Below are 14854 nucleotides of genomic sequence, written 5' to 3'. Positions count from 1 at the left end.
CGGGAGAGAGAATATGTCTTACACGAACTTCAAGATCGAAACCGACGCCGACGGCATTGCGCTGGTCACCTGGGACATGCCCGACAAGTCGATGAACGTCTTCACCGAAGAGGTGATGAAGGAACTCGACGCCATCATCAATCAGACGACGGCGGATCCTGGCGTCAAGGGCGTGGTCGTCACCTCCGGCAAATCCTCCTTCTCCGGCGGCGCCGACCTTTCAATGATCAAGTCGATGTTCACCTTCCAGGCGGAGGAGAAGAAGAAGGACCCGGACAACGCGGCCCGGAGACTCTTCGACCTCGTCGGCCGGATGACGGGTCTCTTCCGCAAGCTCGAAACCTCGGGCAAGCCTTGGGTCTCGGCCATCAACGGCACCTGCATGGGCGGCGCCTTCGAGATGTCGCTCGCCTGCCACGGCCGTGTCGCCTCCAATGCGAAATCGGTGAAGATCGCGCTTCCCGAGGTCAAGGTCGGCATTTTCCCCGGTGCCGGCGGCACCCAGCGCGTTCCACGGCTGACCAATACGCAGGACGCGTTGCAGATGATGACGACCGGCTCCTCGCTTACGCCGGCGCGAGCAAAGGCCATGGGGCTCGTTCACGAGGTGGTCGACCCGGACAAACTGATCGAGGCCGCCAAGGCGATGATCAAGAACGGCCTGAAACCGGTGCAGCCCTGGGACGAGAAGGGCTTCAAGCTCCCGGGCGGCGGCATCTGGACGCCCGCCTCCGCGCAGCTCTGGCCGGCCGCCTCCGGCATCCTGCGCCGCGAGACCTACGGCAATTACCCCGCCGCGATCGCGATCCTGAAATGCGTCTACGAGGGGCTGCAGGTTCCCTTCGATACGGCCTTGAAGATCGAGCAGCGCTATTTCACCGAAATCCTGCAGACGACCGAAGCCTTCTCGATGATCCGGTCGCTGTTCGTCTCGATGCAGGAACTCGGCAAGGGCGCGCGCCGACCGGCCGGCGTACCGAAGACCGAGCTCAGGAAAGTCGGCGTCGTCGGCGCCGGTTTCATGGGCGCTTCGATCGCCTATGTAACCGCGGCAGGCGGCATCCCCGTCACCCTCATCGACCGCGACATGGAAGCTGCCGAAAAGGGCAGGACGCATTCGGAAGGCCTCGTCAAGGACGCGATCGGCAAGGGACGCTTGACCAAGGAGGAAGGCGAAGCGCTGCTTTCGCGCATCACACCTTCGGCGGACTACGGCGATCTCAAGGATGCCGGCCTCGTCATCGAGGCGGTCTTCGAGGACCGGCAGGTCAAGAAGGACGTGATCGAGAAGGTCGAAGCGGTGATCGCCGAGGACGCGATCTTCGCCTCCAACACCTCGACGCTGCCGATCACCGGCCTCGCCAGGAATTCCAAACGGCCGGACCGGTTCATCGGCATCCATTTCTTCTCGCCGGTCGAGAAAATGATGCTGACGGAGGTGATCCTCGGCAAGGAGACCGGAGACCGCGCGCTCGCGGCCGCGCTCGACTATGTCGCGGCGATCAGGAAGACGCCGATCGTCGTCAACGACACGCGCGGCTTCTATGTCAATCGCTGCGTCTTCCGCTATATCCACGAAGCCTATGACATGCTGATCGAGGGCGTACCGCCGGCGATGATCGAGAACGCCGCCAAGATGGCCGGCATGCCGGTCGGACCGCTGTCTCTCAACGACGAGGTGGCGATCGACCTCAGCCAGAAGATCCTGAAGGCGGCCGTCGCCGATCTCGGCGAGAAGGCCGTCGATCCCAGACACATGGCGCTGATCGACAAGATGGTGGACGAGCTCGACCGGCGCGGCCGAAAGAACGGCAAGGGCTTCTACGAATATCCGGCAAAGCCGGCCAGGAAATATCTCTGGCCGGGTCTGAAAGAGCTCTACCCGCAGAAGGATGCCGGCGAGATCGAGGTCGGCGTGCTCAAGCAGCGCCTGCTGGTGACGATCGCACTCGAAGCCGCGCGCACGATCGAGGAAGGCATCGTCACAGATCCGCGCGAAGCCGATGTCGGCTCGATCCTCGGCTTCGGCTTTGCACCCTACACCGGCGGCACGATCTCCTACATCGACGGCATGGGCGCGAAAGCCTTCGTCGAGCTCTGCGAAAAGCTCGCCGCCGACCATGGCGACCACTTCCGGCCGACGCCGCTTCTGAAGGAGATGGCCGCAAAGGGCGAGACCTTCTACGGGCGCTTCGATCCTTATGGAGCGGGGCAGAAGGCGGCATAAGCCGCCAGGTCAGCCGCACGGCGCAATATTGTCTCTCCGGTCATTCTCGGTAACCGCGAATGACCGGAGAGAAACGTTCAAGGCTTCAGGCCACTTCAGCCTTCTCACCGAGCTCGGCCGCCAGAAATCCGATCAGCTGCTCCCAGCCTTCGCGGCGATATTCCACCTTGTCGAGCCCATCCAGGAATGCCCCCTGCTCCGTGAAGACGACGCGTGTGCCGGTGCCTTCCGGTATGAGGTCGACGGTGGCGATCGACGCGGAAAGCCGCTGCTCGTCCTTCGCCATGGTATAGGCCGAGACGATCCGCCGGTTCTCGACGATGTCGAGATAGATCGTTTCATTGAAATAAAAAACCTTCCCGTCCTGGCTGAACCGGCCGCTTTCCCGGCCGCCGATGCGGAAGTCGTGGCTATATTCGGCGACCGGCCAGTTGTCGGCCTTGACGAACCAGCGGTCATGCGCAGCAGGATCGGCGAAGGCCTCGAAGACCTGTTCCGGGGGTGAATTGAAAACGCGTTCGATGGTGAAGTCCGCATGTTCGACAGAAGCTTTGGTCATGATCTTCTCCTCTTCGCTCGGAAACTGGTTGCGATATGAAAGCAGTTGCAGGCTAACTTCACTGGTGCAATAATGCAAGCAGTTTTAGAGCGGATGCTCCGCTCGCGTTTTGCAGAGACCAAAATGACCGATGACCATCGCTCGGGTTGCCCGATCAATCTCTCGCTCGAAGTATTCGGCGACAAATGGAGCCTCCTGATCATTCGCGACATGATTTTCGGCGGCAAACGCCACTTCCGCGAGCTCCTGCGCTCGCAGGAGGGGATTTCCACCAACATCCTCGCCGACCGGCTGAAAACGCTTGTCGAGATCGGCATGCTGACGAAAGCGGACGATCCGAGCCACAAGCAGAAGGCGATCTACAGCCTGACGGAAATGGCGATCGCGCTTGTGCCGATCATGGCCCATCTCGGCGCCTGGGGCCGGCGCTACCTGCCGGTCAGCGAGGAACTCAGCATCCGAGCCCAACTGATGGAGGAGGGCGGCCCCGAGCTCTGGGAGCGTTTCATGCGGGAATTGCGCGCCGAACACCTCGGCGATGCCAGACCGGAGGGACCCTCCGTGCGGCAAACGCTTCAAGCCGCCTATGACCGCGTTGTGGCGCGCAAGGCGATGGAAGAGCAGCCGGCCTGAGCACTAATCCTTTGGTCCAACGCACTTCCGGACGGAAAACCGCTACACACTTTTCCTGGAAGTGCTCTTGATCCAACGCACTTCCGGACGGAAAACCGCTACACACTTTTCCTGGAAGTGCTCTTCGGTCCAACGCACTTCCGGACGGAAAACCGTTACACACTTTTCCTGGAAGTGCTCTTCGGTCCAACGCACTTCCGGACGGAAAACCGTTACACACTTTTCCTGGAAGTGCTCTAAAGCCCGAGGGCGGACAGCATGATGAAGGTGGCGAACAGCACGAAATGCGTCATGCCTTCGATGGCATTGGTCTGACCGTCATTGAGATTGATAGCGGCGGCGATGAGGGTTACCGCAACCATTACCGTCTGCACCGGCGACATGGCCATGATGAAGGGTTGGCCCGTATAAAGGGCAATCGCCTCCATGACGGGTACGGTCAGGATCACGGTCGAAAGCGAAGCGCCGAGCGCGATGTTCACCACTGCCTGCATGCGGTTGGCGAGCGCGGCGCGCATTGCCGTCATGACCTCGGGCGAAGCGGAGATCGCCGCGACGACGATCGCGGCCAGGGCCGGCGGCGCCGCCGTGCCCTTGATCCCGGCCGACAGCAGCCCGGACATGATTTCGGCGAGAAAGCCGATCACCACCACGCCCAGGATGAGCACGACGACGGAAGGAAGCACCGGCTCGTCCTCGAGCCGGCTTGCCGCGGTTCCCGCTTTGGCGCGCGGATAGCTGTAACTGAAGAAGTAGCTGTGGACGCCAACCTGCATGCGCAGGAACAACGTATAGAGCACGATCATCGCGCCGATGGTGAAGGCGGAATAGTAATGCCATTTCGACTGCGGCACGAATTCGGGGACGAGCATGGAAATGCCCATGGCCGTGAGAATCATGACGCTGTAAGTGCGCGCGGAATCGTCGTTATAGGGCTGCTCGCCATGTTTGAGGCCGCCGAGCAGCGCCGCAAGTCCCAGGATCCCGTTGATATCGAGCATTACTGCCGAATAGATCGTATCGCGCACCAGCGTCGGCGAGGTCTCGCCGGTCATCATGATGGCGAGGATGACGACCTCGACCAGCACCGCCGAAAGCGTCAGGATCATCGTGCCGTAGGGATCACCCACTTTGGCGGCAAGCACCTCGGCATGATGGGCGACCCGCATGGAAGCAAGCACGATCGCCGCCACCATCAGGGCCGCACCGATGAGCGATGCGGCGCGACCGGCCTCGAGCAGATGATGCTCGACCGCGACGCCGGCAAGAGCAGCGAGAAAAGCGGCGACGAGATGCCGTTCCGATCTCAGGTTTGCAAGCAAGCACGCCTCTTGGCCCGGGGTGAAGCTGTTTTATTTAGCACAGCTGCTGAAGAGTTCACCCCTGAAGACCGCTGCATCTGCTGTATACCGTCCTTTGATCGGATAGGAAGGACTATTTTCCTCGCTGTGCTTTACGGTCGTAAGGCGCTTGGCTAATGTATTCGCAGACCGCGGAACGGCTTGCTGTGCCGCCCGCATCGTCTCTCCTTCCGAAGATGGGTCGATATGCTCTCACATGACAGCATCTGGCGCGCGATCGACGCCTTGGCAGAGCGCCACCGGCTTTCGCCGTCGGGCCTTGCACGGCGGGCCGGCCTGGACCCCACCTCCTTCAACAAGTCGAAGCGCCAGTCCACCGACGGGCGCGACCGATGGCCCTCCACCGAGTCGATCGCGAAGATCTTGCATGCCACGGGAGCGAGCGTCGATCAGTTCCTGGCGCTGATGGAGCCCAATGCCGCCGGCCGCGAAAGGGAAGAAGCATCGGCAGCGCCGGGCATTCCGCTGATCGGTTTCGCGCAGGCCGGCGCCGGTGGTTTTTTCGACGACGGCGGCTTTCCGGTCGGCCAGGGCTGGGACACGATCGAATTCCCCACGCCCGAGCGGCGGCAGGGCGGTGCCTACGCTCTGGAGGTTCAGGGCGACAGCATGCTGCCGCTTTATCGCGACGGCGATGTCCTGATCGTCGACCCGAGCGCGCAGGTGCGCCGCAACGACCGCGTCGTGGTCAAGACGCGCGGGGGCGAGGTGATGGCGAAGGTGCTGGCCCGGCAGACGCCCCGCGGCATCGAACTCGTCTCGCTCAACCCCGACCATCCCAACCGCAATTTCGAGATGAACGACGTAGAATGGATTGCCCGGATCATCTGGGCCAGCCAATAGGATCCTTGATGCCGCCGAGGCTCTTCACCATCGCCGGCGGGCTTGCCGCCCTCGCCCTTTATGCCGGCATTCTGATGGCCGGGGCCGCGATCATCCGCAACCGCGACAGCGTCGCAACGCCTGAGTTCGTGCTCGAAACGCCGGAAGCAGCGGTCGACGAGCCGGTTTCGGTGGAGCCTCCCGCCGAGACCGAAGCAGCTCCCCCTCCCCCCGAACCGGATACCGCCCGTGGCAAAGGCTCGCGCGTGGCGGCCAGGCCGGTCGAGCCGGGTCTCTTCGCCCAGCCGGAAGACGGCATTGCCAAACCGCTGGAACGGATCGCACCGAGACCGCCGCTTTCAAAGCCTGAGGAAAAGGAAAAGCCCGCTTCCGCCGTCTTCCCGCGCCCGGTTGCGCTTGCCGCCGGGCTTGTCCGGTCCGGCGAGACGACTCTGCAGCTCAAGGATATCGAACCCGAAACGCCCGAGAAGGTCTGCGAAGCGGATGGCAGGAGCTGGCCTTGCGGCATGGTCGCGCGTACGGCGTTCCGCAATTTTTTGCGGGGCCGCGCACTCGTCTGCGAAGCGGCGGAGGGCTCCTCGGAGACCTTGAACGCGCGGTGCAGCGTCGGCGGACAGGACGTGGCCGAATGGCTCGTCGGCAACGGCTGGGCGACGCCGCTGCCGGGCACGGCGCTCGAGGCGAAGGCCGAGGCAGCCCGGGGCGCCAGGCTCGGTTTCTTCGGGGACGACCCGCGCGGTCTTGCCCGAGCGCCTCTCGCGCTCGACGATCCGGCTGCGAGCATCGCCCCGGAAGACGCCGCGCCGGACTTGTAAGGCTTGGAGCAAGTCTTTAACTGTCACCTACCACTGCAGGTCCGCCCAACCCGCTATGCACCCGTCGTGTATCGCGGCCCCAATGAGAACGATGAAAGGATCGAGAGGCAGGATGTCCGCAAGTCTCAGCCAGCACGAAGCCCTTGTTCACGTCATGGTCATGATGTCCGCCGTCGACCGGAACATGACCGACGACGAGATTGCACGCATCGGCGTGCTCGTGCGGTTCCTCCCGGCCTTCGACGGTTTCGACGAAGATCATCTGATCCACATCAGCCGCGAATGCGCCGCCCAGCTTGCGGCCCCGGAGGGCCTCGACGTGGCGCTCGAAATGGTTCGCGAGGCGTTGCCGCAGCGGCTCTATGAGACGGCCTATGCCCTTGCGGTCGAGATCGCTGCCGCCGATCAGCGTATCCGCAACGAGGAAATCCGGTTGTTGCAGCTGCTGCGGGACCGTTTGGGCCTCGACAAGCTCGCCTGCGCAGCAATCGAGCGCGGAGCCATCGCGCGCTTCCGCAAGTAGGCTTCGGAAAAGGTCCTTGCCCGTTTCCGGCACGGAACGGGCCGGGTTCGATGCAACGGGGATCGATGCATGCTCTATTTCGGTCTCTCCGAACCGGTCTGGCGGCTCGCGGCCTTTGCCGCCGCCTTCGCCGCGCTGGCCGTGCTCGAGCTTCTTCATCCGCGGCTGGAGAGGCCGGAGCTGATGCGGGCACTGAAGGCACGCCGCTGGATCACCAACCTGTCTATTCTCGTCCTATCCTCCCTCCTGCTTCGCGTCGCCTTTCCCGCTGCCGCGACCGGCATTGCCATCTGGGCTCAGGGGCGCGGCTACGGCGTGCTCCCGGCTCTTGGCGTGACCCCGCCGCTTGCCGGCCTGATCGCCTTCATCGCGCTGGACTTCGCCATCTGGTTTGAACACGTCGTGTTTCACAAGATACCTGTCCTGTGGCGCATCCACCGCGTCCACCATGCCGATCCCGGTGTCGACGTCACCACGGCCCTTCGCTTTCATCCCCTCGAAATTCTGCTGTCGATGATCTGGAAGAGCGCGGTTATCATCCTGCTCGGCGCGCCCGCACTCGCCGTTCTCCTGTTCGAAATCGTGCTCAATGCCGGGGCGATGTTCAACCACGCCAATTTGCGGCTCCCGAAAGGCGCCGACAGGCTGTTGCGCCAGGTCATCGTCACGCCCGACATGCACCGCATCCACCATTCCGTGGAAAAGCGGGAGACCGATTCAAACTACGGCTTTAATCTTTCGGTCTGGGATCGGTTGTTCTCGACCTACGTCGCCCATCCATCGCGCGGCGACGATGCGATCGAGACCGGGCTGAAGGCCTACGGGCGCGTTGCACCCGTGAAGCTCCTGTGGTCGCTGATACTCCCGTTCCGGCGTCGCTAGGGCATAGCCGCAAGTGGAGCCGCCTCAATAAATCCCGTTCGGGAAATAGCGAAGATAGATCTCTTCAAGCCTGCCGCTGCGTGAGAGTGCCAGCAAGGCGTGGTCGATCGCCTGGGTCAGAGCCGGCTCGGCCTTGCGGTTCATGATCGTCAGTCCCTCGCCCAGGAAGCGTTGGGAAAAATAGGAGCCCTCCAGCATGGCGCAGCATCCCCCGGCGAGGTTGCCGGAGACCCAGAAGGACAATTGCATGCCGTCGGAGAACGCGGCCGCGACGGTGCCCCCGCGAAGCGCGGAGAGCAGTGCGTCCCGGTCCGGAAAGCCCTTGGCTTCGAGTTTCGGGAAAAACGCCTTCAGCATTGCCTCATGCGTGGTGTCGGAGACGACGCCGACGGGCTTTCCGGCGAGATCGCCAGGACCGGTGATTGCGCCGGCGGCCTTGGTGTTGACGACGAAGCGGGCGGGAAGTTGCATGAAGGCGCGGGAAAAGGCGAAACTCTGCCTCAGCTCCGAAGTCACGGCAATGCCGGCGGCAATCGCTTCCCCTTGCCCCTGTTCGAGGGCCGGCATGAGCTCCGGATAGGTCACTGCCTGGATCTGGCACTTGGCTTCGATCTCCAGCTCACGGCATATCTCGCGGGCGAGGTCGACATGGAAGCCCGACAGCTTGCCCGACTGGTCGATGAAGTTGAAGGGCGGGAAGTCGACGGTGGTCAGGAAACGGAGCCTGGCAAGGCCGCTGAGGTCCGGCTTCGCAATCCGTTCGCGGGCATCGAACAGCCGGGGCAGTTCCTTCGGCTGTGCCAAGGCCAAACCCCGGGCGAGAACGGCCGACAGTACCAATATCCAGAGAATCCGCAGCGCTATGGCGCCTCTATGAATGGAGGAATTGGAGCGGGTGATCGGGATCGAACCGACGACATCAAGCTTGGGAAGCTGGCGTTCTACCACTGAACTACACCCGCGACAGAACCGGAAATTTCCTCAACAGCCGCGATCTGTCAAGCACAATGCTCACTCGGCGCGAAAATGCTTGGAGAGCTTGAGGCCCTGCGCCTGATAATTGGAGCCGAGATCGAGGCCGTAAAGTCCCTCCGGACGTTCCAGCATGTGCTCGTAGACGAGACGGCCGACGATCTGCCCGTGCTCCAGAATGAACGGTACCTCATGGCTGCGGACCTCGAGCACCGCCCGGCTGCCGCTGCCGCCGGCCGACGCATGGCCGAATCCGGGATCGAAAAAGCCGGCATAATGGACGCGGAACTCGCCCACGAGCGGGTCGAAGGGTGTCATTTCGGCGGCATAGCGCGGCGGCACATGGACGGCTTCGCGGGACACGAGGATGTAGAACTCGTCCGGGTCGAGCACGAGATCGTCGCGGCCGCGGCTGTAGAGCGGCTCCCAGAAGTCGAAAACGGCATGCTGGGCTTTCTTGTCGACATCGACCACCGATGTGTGATGCTTGCCGCGGTAGCCGATCAGGCCGTCCGGTCCGGTGCCCTTGAGATCGATGGAAAGGGCAATGCCGCCGCCGGAAACGTTCGGCCGGTCACTGGCGACGAGCACGTCGCTTTCGTGCAGGGCCAGCAGCTCCTGCTCGGAAAGAACCGAGTGGCCTATGCGGAAGCGTATCTGCGAAAGCCGCGAACCGCGCCTGACGACAATCGGAAAGGTTCGCGGGCTGATTTCGAGATAGAGCGGTCCGCTGTAGCCCGCCGGGATCTTGTCGAACTCCTGCGCCCTGTCGGTAATCACGCGTGTGAAGATATCCAGGCGGCCGGTCGAGCTCTTCGGATTGGCGGAGGCCGACATGTCTGCCGGCAGCGACAGGCTTTCCATCAGCGGCACGATGTAGACGCAGCCGGTCTCGAGCACGGCGCCTTCGCTCAGATCGACGACATGCAGCTTGAGCCGGTCGAGCTTGTCGGCGACCAGATGAGAAGGGCCGGGCATGAAGCTCGCCCGGACGCGGAACGCCTTGGATCCAAGGCGAAGATCGAGGCTGGCCGGCTGGATCTGGTCATCATCCAGCGCCTTCTCGCTCTTCAGTCGTCCCGAGGCATACAGCGCAGCAATTGCGCGGTCGGCCAAAATCCCTGTGTCGCGCCCCATTCCGATCCTCATTTACAGTTGCCAGACAAAACCAAACTCCGGGAATTGACGCAAGCGCGGCCACGCAGTATTGGAGCTTTATCCCGTGGTGATTTGGCCGGTCGGCTTGCAGCCACGTTAAACAAGTAGCTAAAAAGGCCGGGTGTCAAACCGGTCGTTTCGCGGCCGGTTTTTTTGTTTTTGAAAGTGACGTTCTCATGAGCAAGAATTGGCGCCCGGCAACCCAACTCGTCCACGGCGGAACGCTCCGCTCCCAGTACGGCGAGACCTCCGAAGCGATCTTTCTGACGCAAGGCTTCGTCTACGACAGCTCCGAAGCGGCGGAGGCCCGGTTCAAGGGCGAGACCGACGGTTTCATCTATGCGCGCTACGGCAGTCCGACCAACGACATGTTCGAGAAGCGCATGTGCATGCTCGAAGGGGCGGAAGACGCGCGCGCCACCGCCTCCGGCATGGCGGCGGTTTCCGCGGCAATCCTGTGCCAGGTGAAGGCGGGCGACCACATCGTCGCGGCCCGGGCGCTCTTCGGCTCCTGCCGCTGGGTCGTGGAAACGCTGGCGCCGAAATACGGCGTCGAGTGCACCCTGGTCGACGGTCGCGATCTCAAGAACTGGGAAGACGCGGTGCGTCCGAACACCAAGGTCTTCTTTCTCGAAAGCCCGACCAACCCGACGCTCGAAGTGATCGACATCGCCGGCGTCGCCAAGCTCGCCGATCAGATCGGCGCCAAGGTGGTGGTCGACAACGTCTTCGCGACGCCGCTGTTCCAGAAACCGCTGGAGCTTGGCGCCCATGTCGTCGTCTATTCCGCGACGAAACACATCGACGGCCAGGGGCGCTGCCTCGGCGGCGTGGTGCTCTCCGACAAGCAGTGGATCGACGAGAACCTGCACGACTATTTCCGTCACACCGGCCCGGCCATGTCGCCCTTCAACGCCTGGACGCTGTTGAAGGGGATCGAGACCCTGCCGCTGCGCGTCAAGCAGCAGACCGAAAGCGCCCGCCGCATCGCCGATTTCCTCGCGGAGCAGCCGCAGGTCGCCCGCGTCATCTATCCGGGCCGCAAGGATCACCCGCAGGCCGACATCATTGCGAAGCAGATGAGCGGCGGCTCGACGCTGGTCGCCTTCGAGCTCAAGGGTGGCAAGGAAGCAGCCTTCGCCCTGCAGAACGCGCTTGAAATCATCCGGATCTCCAACAATCTCGGCGATTCCAAGAGCCTGATCACCCATCCGGCGACGACCACCCACAAAAACCTCACCGACGAAGCCCGCGCCGAACTCGGCATTTCCGCCGGAACGGTGCGCTTCTCGGCCGGGATCGAGGACAGCGAAGACCTCATCGAGGATTTCGCACGGGCGCTGAAGGCCGTAAACGCCTGACCGACACCATGACGAAGCCCGCGTCAGCGGGCTTTGTCGTCAGTCTCGCCGAAACGTCAGTCTTGCGAGAACGATCCGCGACAGCGCGGTATAGAGGCAGACGAGCGCGAAGACGGTTGCGAACAAGGGGAACCACCCGGGCAACAGGCACGACAGCAGAAAAAGGACGATCGTCTCCGTCGCCTCTGCGAGCCCCGTCGTGAAGTAGAGCGACTTCGCACCACGCACCTCGGTCGTCAGGCCGCGCTTCTCGGCCATCACGGCATAGGCGAGGAAGCTCGCGCCGTTGACATAGAAGGCGAAGAGCAGAAATCCGCCGGCGAGACCGTTTGCAGCCGGATCTGCGATGATGAAACCGAGTGGGACGGCCCCGTAAAAGGTGAAATCGAGAACGATGTCGAGAAAGCCGCCGAAATCCGTTTTCCGGCTCGCGCGGGCGACGGCTCCGTCGAGGCCGTCGCAGAGCCGGCTCACAAGGATCAGGGCGGCGGCGGGCAGATAAGCGCCGAGACCGATGAGCAGGGCTGCCGCAAGGCCAAGGCAAAGGCCGAGGATCGTGACGGCATCGGCACTGACCCCGCGGCCGGCCAGTGCGGCGCCGAACCTGTCCAGAATCGGATCGAGCCGCCTGCGAAGCGCGCCGTCAAACATGGCCGTTGCCTCCTGGGAAATTTGATACCACTCGCACAATCTCGCCGTTATTCTTGACGAAACCATATTGCTGTAGAATACGCGTACGGATTTGAAACAGGGTGTTGCACATGTACCGCGCGCTGACACGCGACATCGAAGTGACGGTCGAGCCGTACTACCTGGAAGAACAGTCGGACCCCGACGACAGCCGCTATGTCTGGGGCTATCGCATCATCATAGCGAACCATTCCGGGCGCGCGGTCCGGCTGATGACCCGCTACTGGCACATTACCGACGAGAACGGTCAGGTGGACGAGGTGAGCGGCCCCGGCGTGATCGGCGAGCAGCCGCTGCTCAACCCCGGCGATACCTACGAGTACTCCTCCGGCTGCCCGCTGGATACGCCCTCCGGCGTGATGTTCGGCCATTACAGCATGGAGGCGGAAGGCGGGGAGACTTTCGACGTCGCCATTCCCGCCTTCTCGCTCGATTCACCGGGCCTCGTCCGCACGCTTAATTGATCCAGCGCGCAATTCAGCGCGGCTGCCCTATTGCGGGCGGACTTCGCTCGCCTCGAAGCGGTAGGTCGTCGAGCAGAACTCGCAGGTCACCTTGATCAGGCCGTCCTCGACGCTGGCTTCGATATCCTCGTTGCCGAGCCCCACCAGAACGTCCTTGATCTTCTCGCGCGAGCAGCTGCAGCGATCGTAGACCGCCTGCGGCTCATAGACGCGCACGCCGCGCTCATGGAACAGACGGTACAGCAATCGCTCGGTACCGACCGTCGGATCGGTGAGTTCATCGGTGTCGATCGTCTCGACCATCACCTTGGCTTCCGCCCAGAGGTCGTCCTCGTCGAAGAAATCCTCGTGGCCTTCGTCACCATCGCCGCCCGGCAGATCCGCCCGGCGCATCCTGTCCGGCGCGTCGGGCAGGAACTGCGCGACCATGCCGCCGGCGCGCCAGCGGTGCCGCGGCTTGCCGTTCTCGTCCTTGTCGAGAAGCTCGGCAACGGCGAGGCGCACCCTGGTCGGTATCTGCTCCGACTGGCGGAAATAGGCGCCGGCGATGTCCTCGAGCGTTGCCCCGTCAAGGGCCACGATACCCTGATAGCGCTGCGTATGCGCACCCTGGTCGATCGTGAAGGCGAGGACGCCGTTGCCCAGCAATTCATGAGGCTGGACGCGCCCGCTCTTTTCGGCGTCGGCGAGCGCCTCCTCATCATAGCGCGCATAGGTGCGGACGCGGTCCGGCGTCGAGAAATCCGCAACCACGAGATCGACCGGTCCATCGCCCTGTGTCTGAACGATCAGCTTGCCTTCGAATTTCAGAGACGTGCCGAGCAGGACCGTCAGCACCACTGTTTCGGCGACAAGCCGCGCGACAGGAAGCGGGTAACCGTGCCGCTCGAGAATGGCATCGAGCATCGGACCAAGCTGGACGGCGCGGCCGCGCACGTCGAGTCCCTCGACCTGAAAGGGCACGACGTGATCGTCACCGGCAAAATCGAACTCGCCAAGTCCCGGCGCTGTTTCTGTCATCGCTTGCTCCTTGCCTCGACCATAGTCACGCGGATCGATTCAATCCGGGATGTGGCCATGACCCATTCCAAAAACTGCATGCGGGATGCGGATGGAAACCGCTCGTTCCTCTTGATTTCCGGCACGGCTTGCATCGAGTGCACCGGCGCGCACCGGTACAACCGCCCGCCATTCCATTTGATCCCGTCATGGACGAATTTCTCCGTCGGCATTTGCTCTGCCTTAAAGCACCCCGCAGGGCGCCAAGCGCAGGATAGCCGGCGTGGGGCGACTGGCCGATTTGACGATCGGAAGGCCCCGCTCACCGCTCTAAATCGTGTTGCACCGTCCAGATTTCAAGAGAACGCCTCGCGCCCGCCTTCAGCCGTCACACCGCGCCCATGCACCAGGCGAGGATCGATTTCTGCGCGTGCAGCCGGTTCTCGGCTTCGTCGAAGACCACCGACTGCGGGCCGTCGATGACCTCATCGGTCACTTCCTCGCCGCGGTGCGCCGGCAAGCAATGCATGAACAGCGCGTCCGGCGCTGCATGCTTCATCAGTGCGCCGTTGACCTGGTAGGGCTGGAAGACGTTGTGACCGCGGGCGCGATGTTCCTGGTTCATCGAGATCCAGGTGTCGGTGACGACGCAGTGTGCGCCGGCAACCGCCTGCTCCGCCTCGTGGCTGAGCAGGATCTCGGCCCCGTTGTTGCGCGCCCAGTTCAGGAACTTGTCATGCGGTTCGGAGCCGAGCGGCACGGCCATGTTCATGCGGTAGCCGAAGCGCGCCGAGCCCTCGATCAGGGAGTGAAGCACGTTGTTGCCGTCGCCGGTCCAGGCGATCGTCTTGCCCTTGACCGGTCCCCGGTGCTCCTCGAAAGTCATGATATCGGCCATGATCTGGCACGGGTGCGTATCGTCGGTGAGCCCGTTGATGACCGGCACGGTCGCATGCTCCGCCATTTCCAGAAGCCGGCGGTGATCGGTCGTGCGGATCATGATCGCGTCGACATAGCGCGACAGGACCTTCGCCGTATCGCCGATCGTCTCCGCCCGGCCGAGCTGCATTTCCGTACCCGACAGAAACAGCGTCTCGCCGCCGAGCTGGCGCATGCCGACATCGAAGGAAACACGCGTGCGGGTGGACGGCTTCTCGAAGATCATCGCGAGCATCTTGCCGGCAAGCGGCTTCTCGGCAGTGCCTGCCTTGGTCGCCGACTTGCGGACGCGGGCATCGTCGATGATGGTCCTGAGGTCGGTGGCCGTCATGGCCGAGAGATCGAGGAAGTGTCTGGTCATACTGCCTTGTTTCCTGTCGTAGAATCCGTTTGTCGGCCCCGCCCGGGCCGGATCGATCCGAAACGTC

15 protein-coding genes, 1 tRNA gene and 1 riboswitch are annotated in these 14854 nt (G+C 62.9%); of the genes, 8 read left to right on the top strand and 8 right to left on the bottom strand.

Going from position 1 to position 14854, the window contains the following annotated elements; genetic code table 11:
• Positions 1 to 13: 13 nt before the first annotated feature.
• Positions 14 to 2227, top strand: a complete 2214-nt coding sequence (locus tag CN933_RS05915; RefSeq protein ID WP_018094121.1) for a 3-hydroxyacyl-CoA dehydrogenase NAD-binding domain-containing protein — start codon at positions 14 to 16, stop codon at positions 2225 to 2227.
• Positions 2228 to 2312: 85 nt separating this feature from the next.
• Here the strand turns inward: CN933_RS05915 and CN933_RS05910 are convergent, their stop codons facing one another.
• Complete coding sequence (locus tag CN933_RS05910; RefSeq protein WP_018094120.1) at positions 2313 to 2786, bottom strand: SRPBCC family protein; 474 nt, start codon at positions 2784 to 2786, stop codon at positions 2313 to 2315.
• A gap of 123 nt (positions 2787 to 2909) precedes the next feature.
• Here CN933_RS05910 and CN933_RS05905 point away from each other — a divergent pair, with 123 nt between their 5' ends.
• Positions 2910 to 3419, top strand: a complete 510-nt coding sequence (locus CN933_RS05905) for a winged helix-turn-helix transcriptional regulator (protein ID WP_026168525.1) — start codon at positions 2910 to 2912, stop codon at positions 3417 to 3419.
• 236 nt (positions 3420 to 3655) lie between these two features.
• On the opposite strand, the gene CN933_RS05895 is transcribed toward CN933_RS05905, so the two are convergent.
• Positions 3656 to 4741, bottom strand: a complete 1086-nt coding sequence (locus CN933_RS05895; protein WP_018094119.1) for a calcium:cation antiporter — start codon at positions 4739 to 4741, stop codon at positions 3656 to 3658.
• Positions 4742 to 4966: 225 nt separating this feature from the next.
• Here CN933_RS05895 and CN933_RS05890 point away from each other — a divergent pair, with 225 nt between their 5' ends.
• The 4 genes from CN933_RS05890 to CN933_RS05875 all read left to right on the top strand — a co-directional run bounded on the left by CN933_RS05890 (position 4967) and on the right by CN933_RS05875 (position 7843).
• Positions 4967 to 5623, top strand: coding sequence for a S24 family peptidase (locus CN933_RS05890; RefSeq protein ID WP_018094118.1), 657 nt, complete (start codon positions 4967 to 4969; stop codon positions 5621 to 5623).
• An 8-nt stretch (positions 5624 to 5631) separates the two neighbouring features.
• Complete coding sequence (locus CN933_RS05885) at positions 5632 to 6438, top strand: thermonuclease family protein (RefSeq protein ID WP_018094117.1); 807 nt, start codon at positions 5632 to 5634, stop codon at positions 6436 to 6438.
• Positions 6439 to 6550: 112 nt separating this feature from the next.
• Positions 6551 to 6961 carry a tellurite resistance TerB family protein gene (locus CN933_RS05880; RefSeq protein ID WP_018094116.1) on the top strand — a complete coding sequence of 137 codons (411 nt, stop codon included), beginning with the start codon at positions 6551 to 6553 and terminating at the stop codon, positions 6959 to 6961.
• Between the two features lie 69 nt (positions 6962 to 7030).
• Positions 7031 to 7843: a sterol desaturase family protein gene (locus CN933_RS05875; RefSeq protein ID WP_018094115.1), complete on the top strand. Its 813-nt coding sequence runs from the start codon at positions 7031 to 7033 to the stop codon at positions 7841 to 7843.
• 24 nt (positions 7844 to 7867) lie between these two features.
• Here CN933_RS05875 and CN933_RS05870 read toward each other — a convergent pair whose 3' ends face one another.
• From CN933_RS05870 to CN933_RS05860, 3 genes are all read right to left on the bottom strand, one after another.
• Positions 7868 to 8653, bottom strand: coding sequence for a transporter substrate-binding domain-containing protein (locus CN933_RS05870; protein ID WP_018094114.1), 786 nt, complete (start codon positions 8651 to 8653; stop codon positions 7868 to 7870).
• A gap of 77 nt (positions 8654 to 8730) precedes the next feature.
• Positions 8731 to 8805, bottom strand: a tRNA-Gly gene (locus CN933_RS05865).
• A 49-nt stretch (positions 8806 to 8854) separates the two neighbouring features.
• Positions 8855 to 9952, bottom strand: coding sequence for a 2'-deoxycytidine 5'-triphosphate deaminase (locus tag CN933_RS05860; RefSeq protein WP_018094113.1), 1098 nt, complete (start codon positions 9950 to 9952; stop codon positions 8855 to 8857).
• A 75-nt stretch (positions 9953 to 10027) separates the two neighbouring features.
• Positions 10028 to 10106, top strand: a riboswitch (SAM riboswitch).
• Positions 10107 to 10149: 43 nt separating this feature from the next.
• Here CN933_RS05860 and CN933_RS05855 point away from each other — a divergent pair.
• The gene (locus CN933_RS05855; protein ID WP_018094112.1) at positions 10150 to 11334 is read left to right on the top strand and encodes an O-succinylhomoserine sulfhydrylase; all 1185 of its coding nucleotides are present in this window, start codon (positions 10150 to 10152) and stop codon (positions 11332 to 11334) included.
• A gap of 39 nt (positions 11335 to 11373) precedes the next feature.
• Here the strand turns inward: CN933_RS05855 and CN933_RS05850 are convergent, their stop codons facing one another.
• Positions 11374 to 11985, bottom strand: coding sequence for a CDP-alcohol phosphatidyltransferase family protein (locus CN933_RS05850; protein ID WP_018094111.1), 612 nt, complete (start codon positions 11983 to 11985; stop codon positions 11374 to 11376).
• Positions 11986 to 12095: 110 nt separating this feature from the next.
• Between CN933_RS05850 and apaG the strand changes: the two genes are divergently transcribed.
• Positions 12096 to 12488, top strand: coding sequence for a Co2+/Mg2+ efflux facilitator ApaG/CorD (gene apaG, locus CN933_RS05845; RefSeq protein ID WP_018094110.1), 393 nt, complete (start codon positions 12096 to 12098; stop codon positions 12486 to 12488).
• A 27-nt stretch (positions 12489 to 12515) separates the two neighbouring features.
• Here the strand turns inward: apaG and CN933_RS05840 are convergent, their stop codons facing one another.
• Complete coding sequence (locus tag CN933_RS05840) at positions 12516 to 13508, bottom strand: Hsp33 family molecular chaperone (RefSeq protein ID WP_102761356.1); 993 nt, start codon at positions 13506 to 13508, stop codon at positions 12516 to 12518.
• Between the two features lie 367 nt (positions 13509 to 13875).
• Positions 13876 to 14787 carry an ornithine carbamoyltransferase gene (argF, locus tag CN933_RS05830; protein WP_018094107.1) on the bottom strand — a complete coding sequence of 304 codons (912 nt, stop codon included), beginning with the start codon at positions 14785 to 14787 and terminating at the stop codon, positions 13876 to 13878.
• Positions 14788 to 14854: the final 67 nt, after the last annotated feature.

It is taken from the genome of Sinorhizobium sp. M4_45 (assembly GCF_002885915.1).
GTDB lineage: Bacteria > Pseudomonadota > Alphaproteobacteria > Rhizobiales > Rhizobiaceae > Sinorhizobium > Sinorhizobium meliloti_A.
Note: the sequence above shows the minus strand (reverse complement) of the source record. Positions and strands in the feature narration are given on the sequence as shown.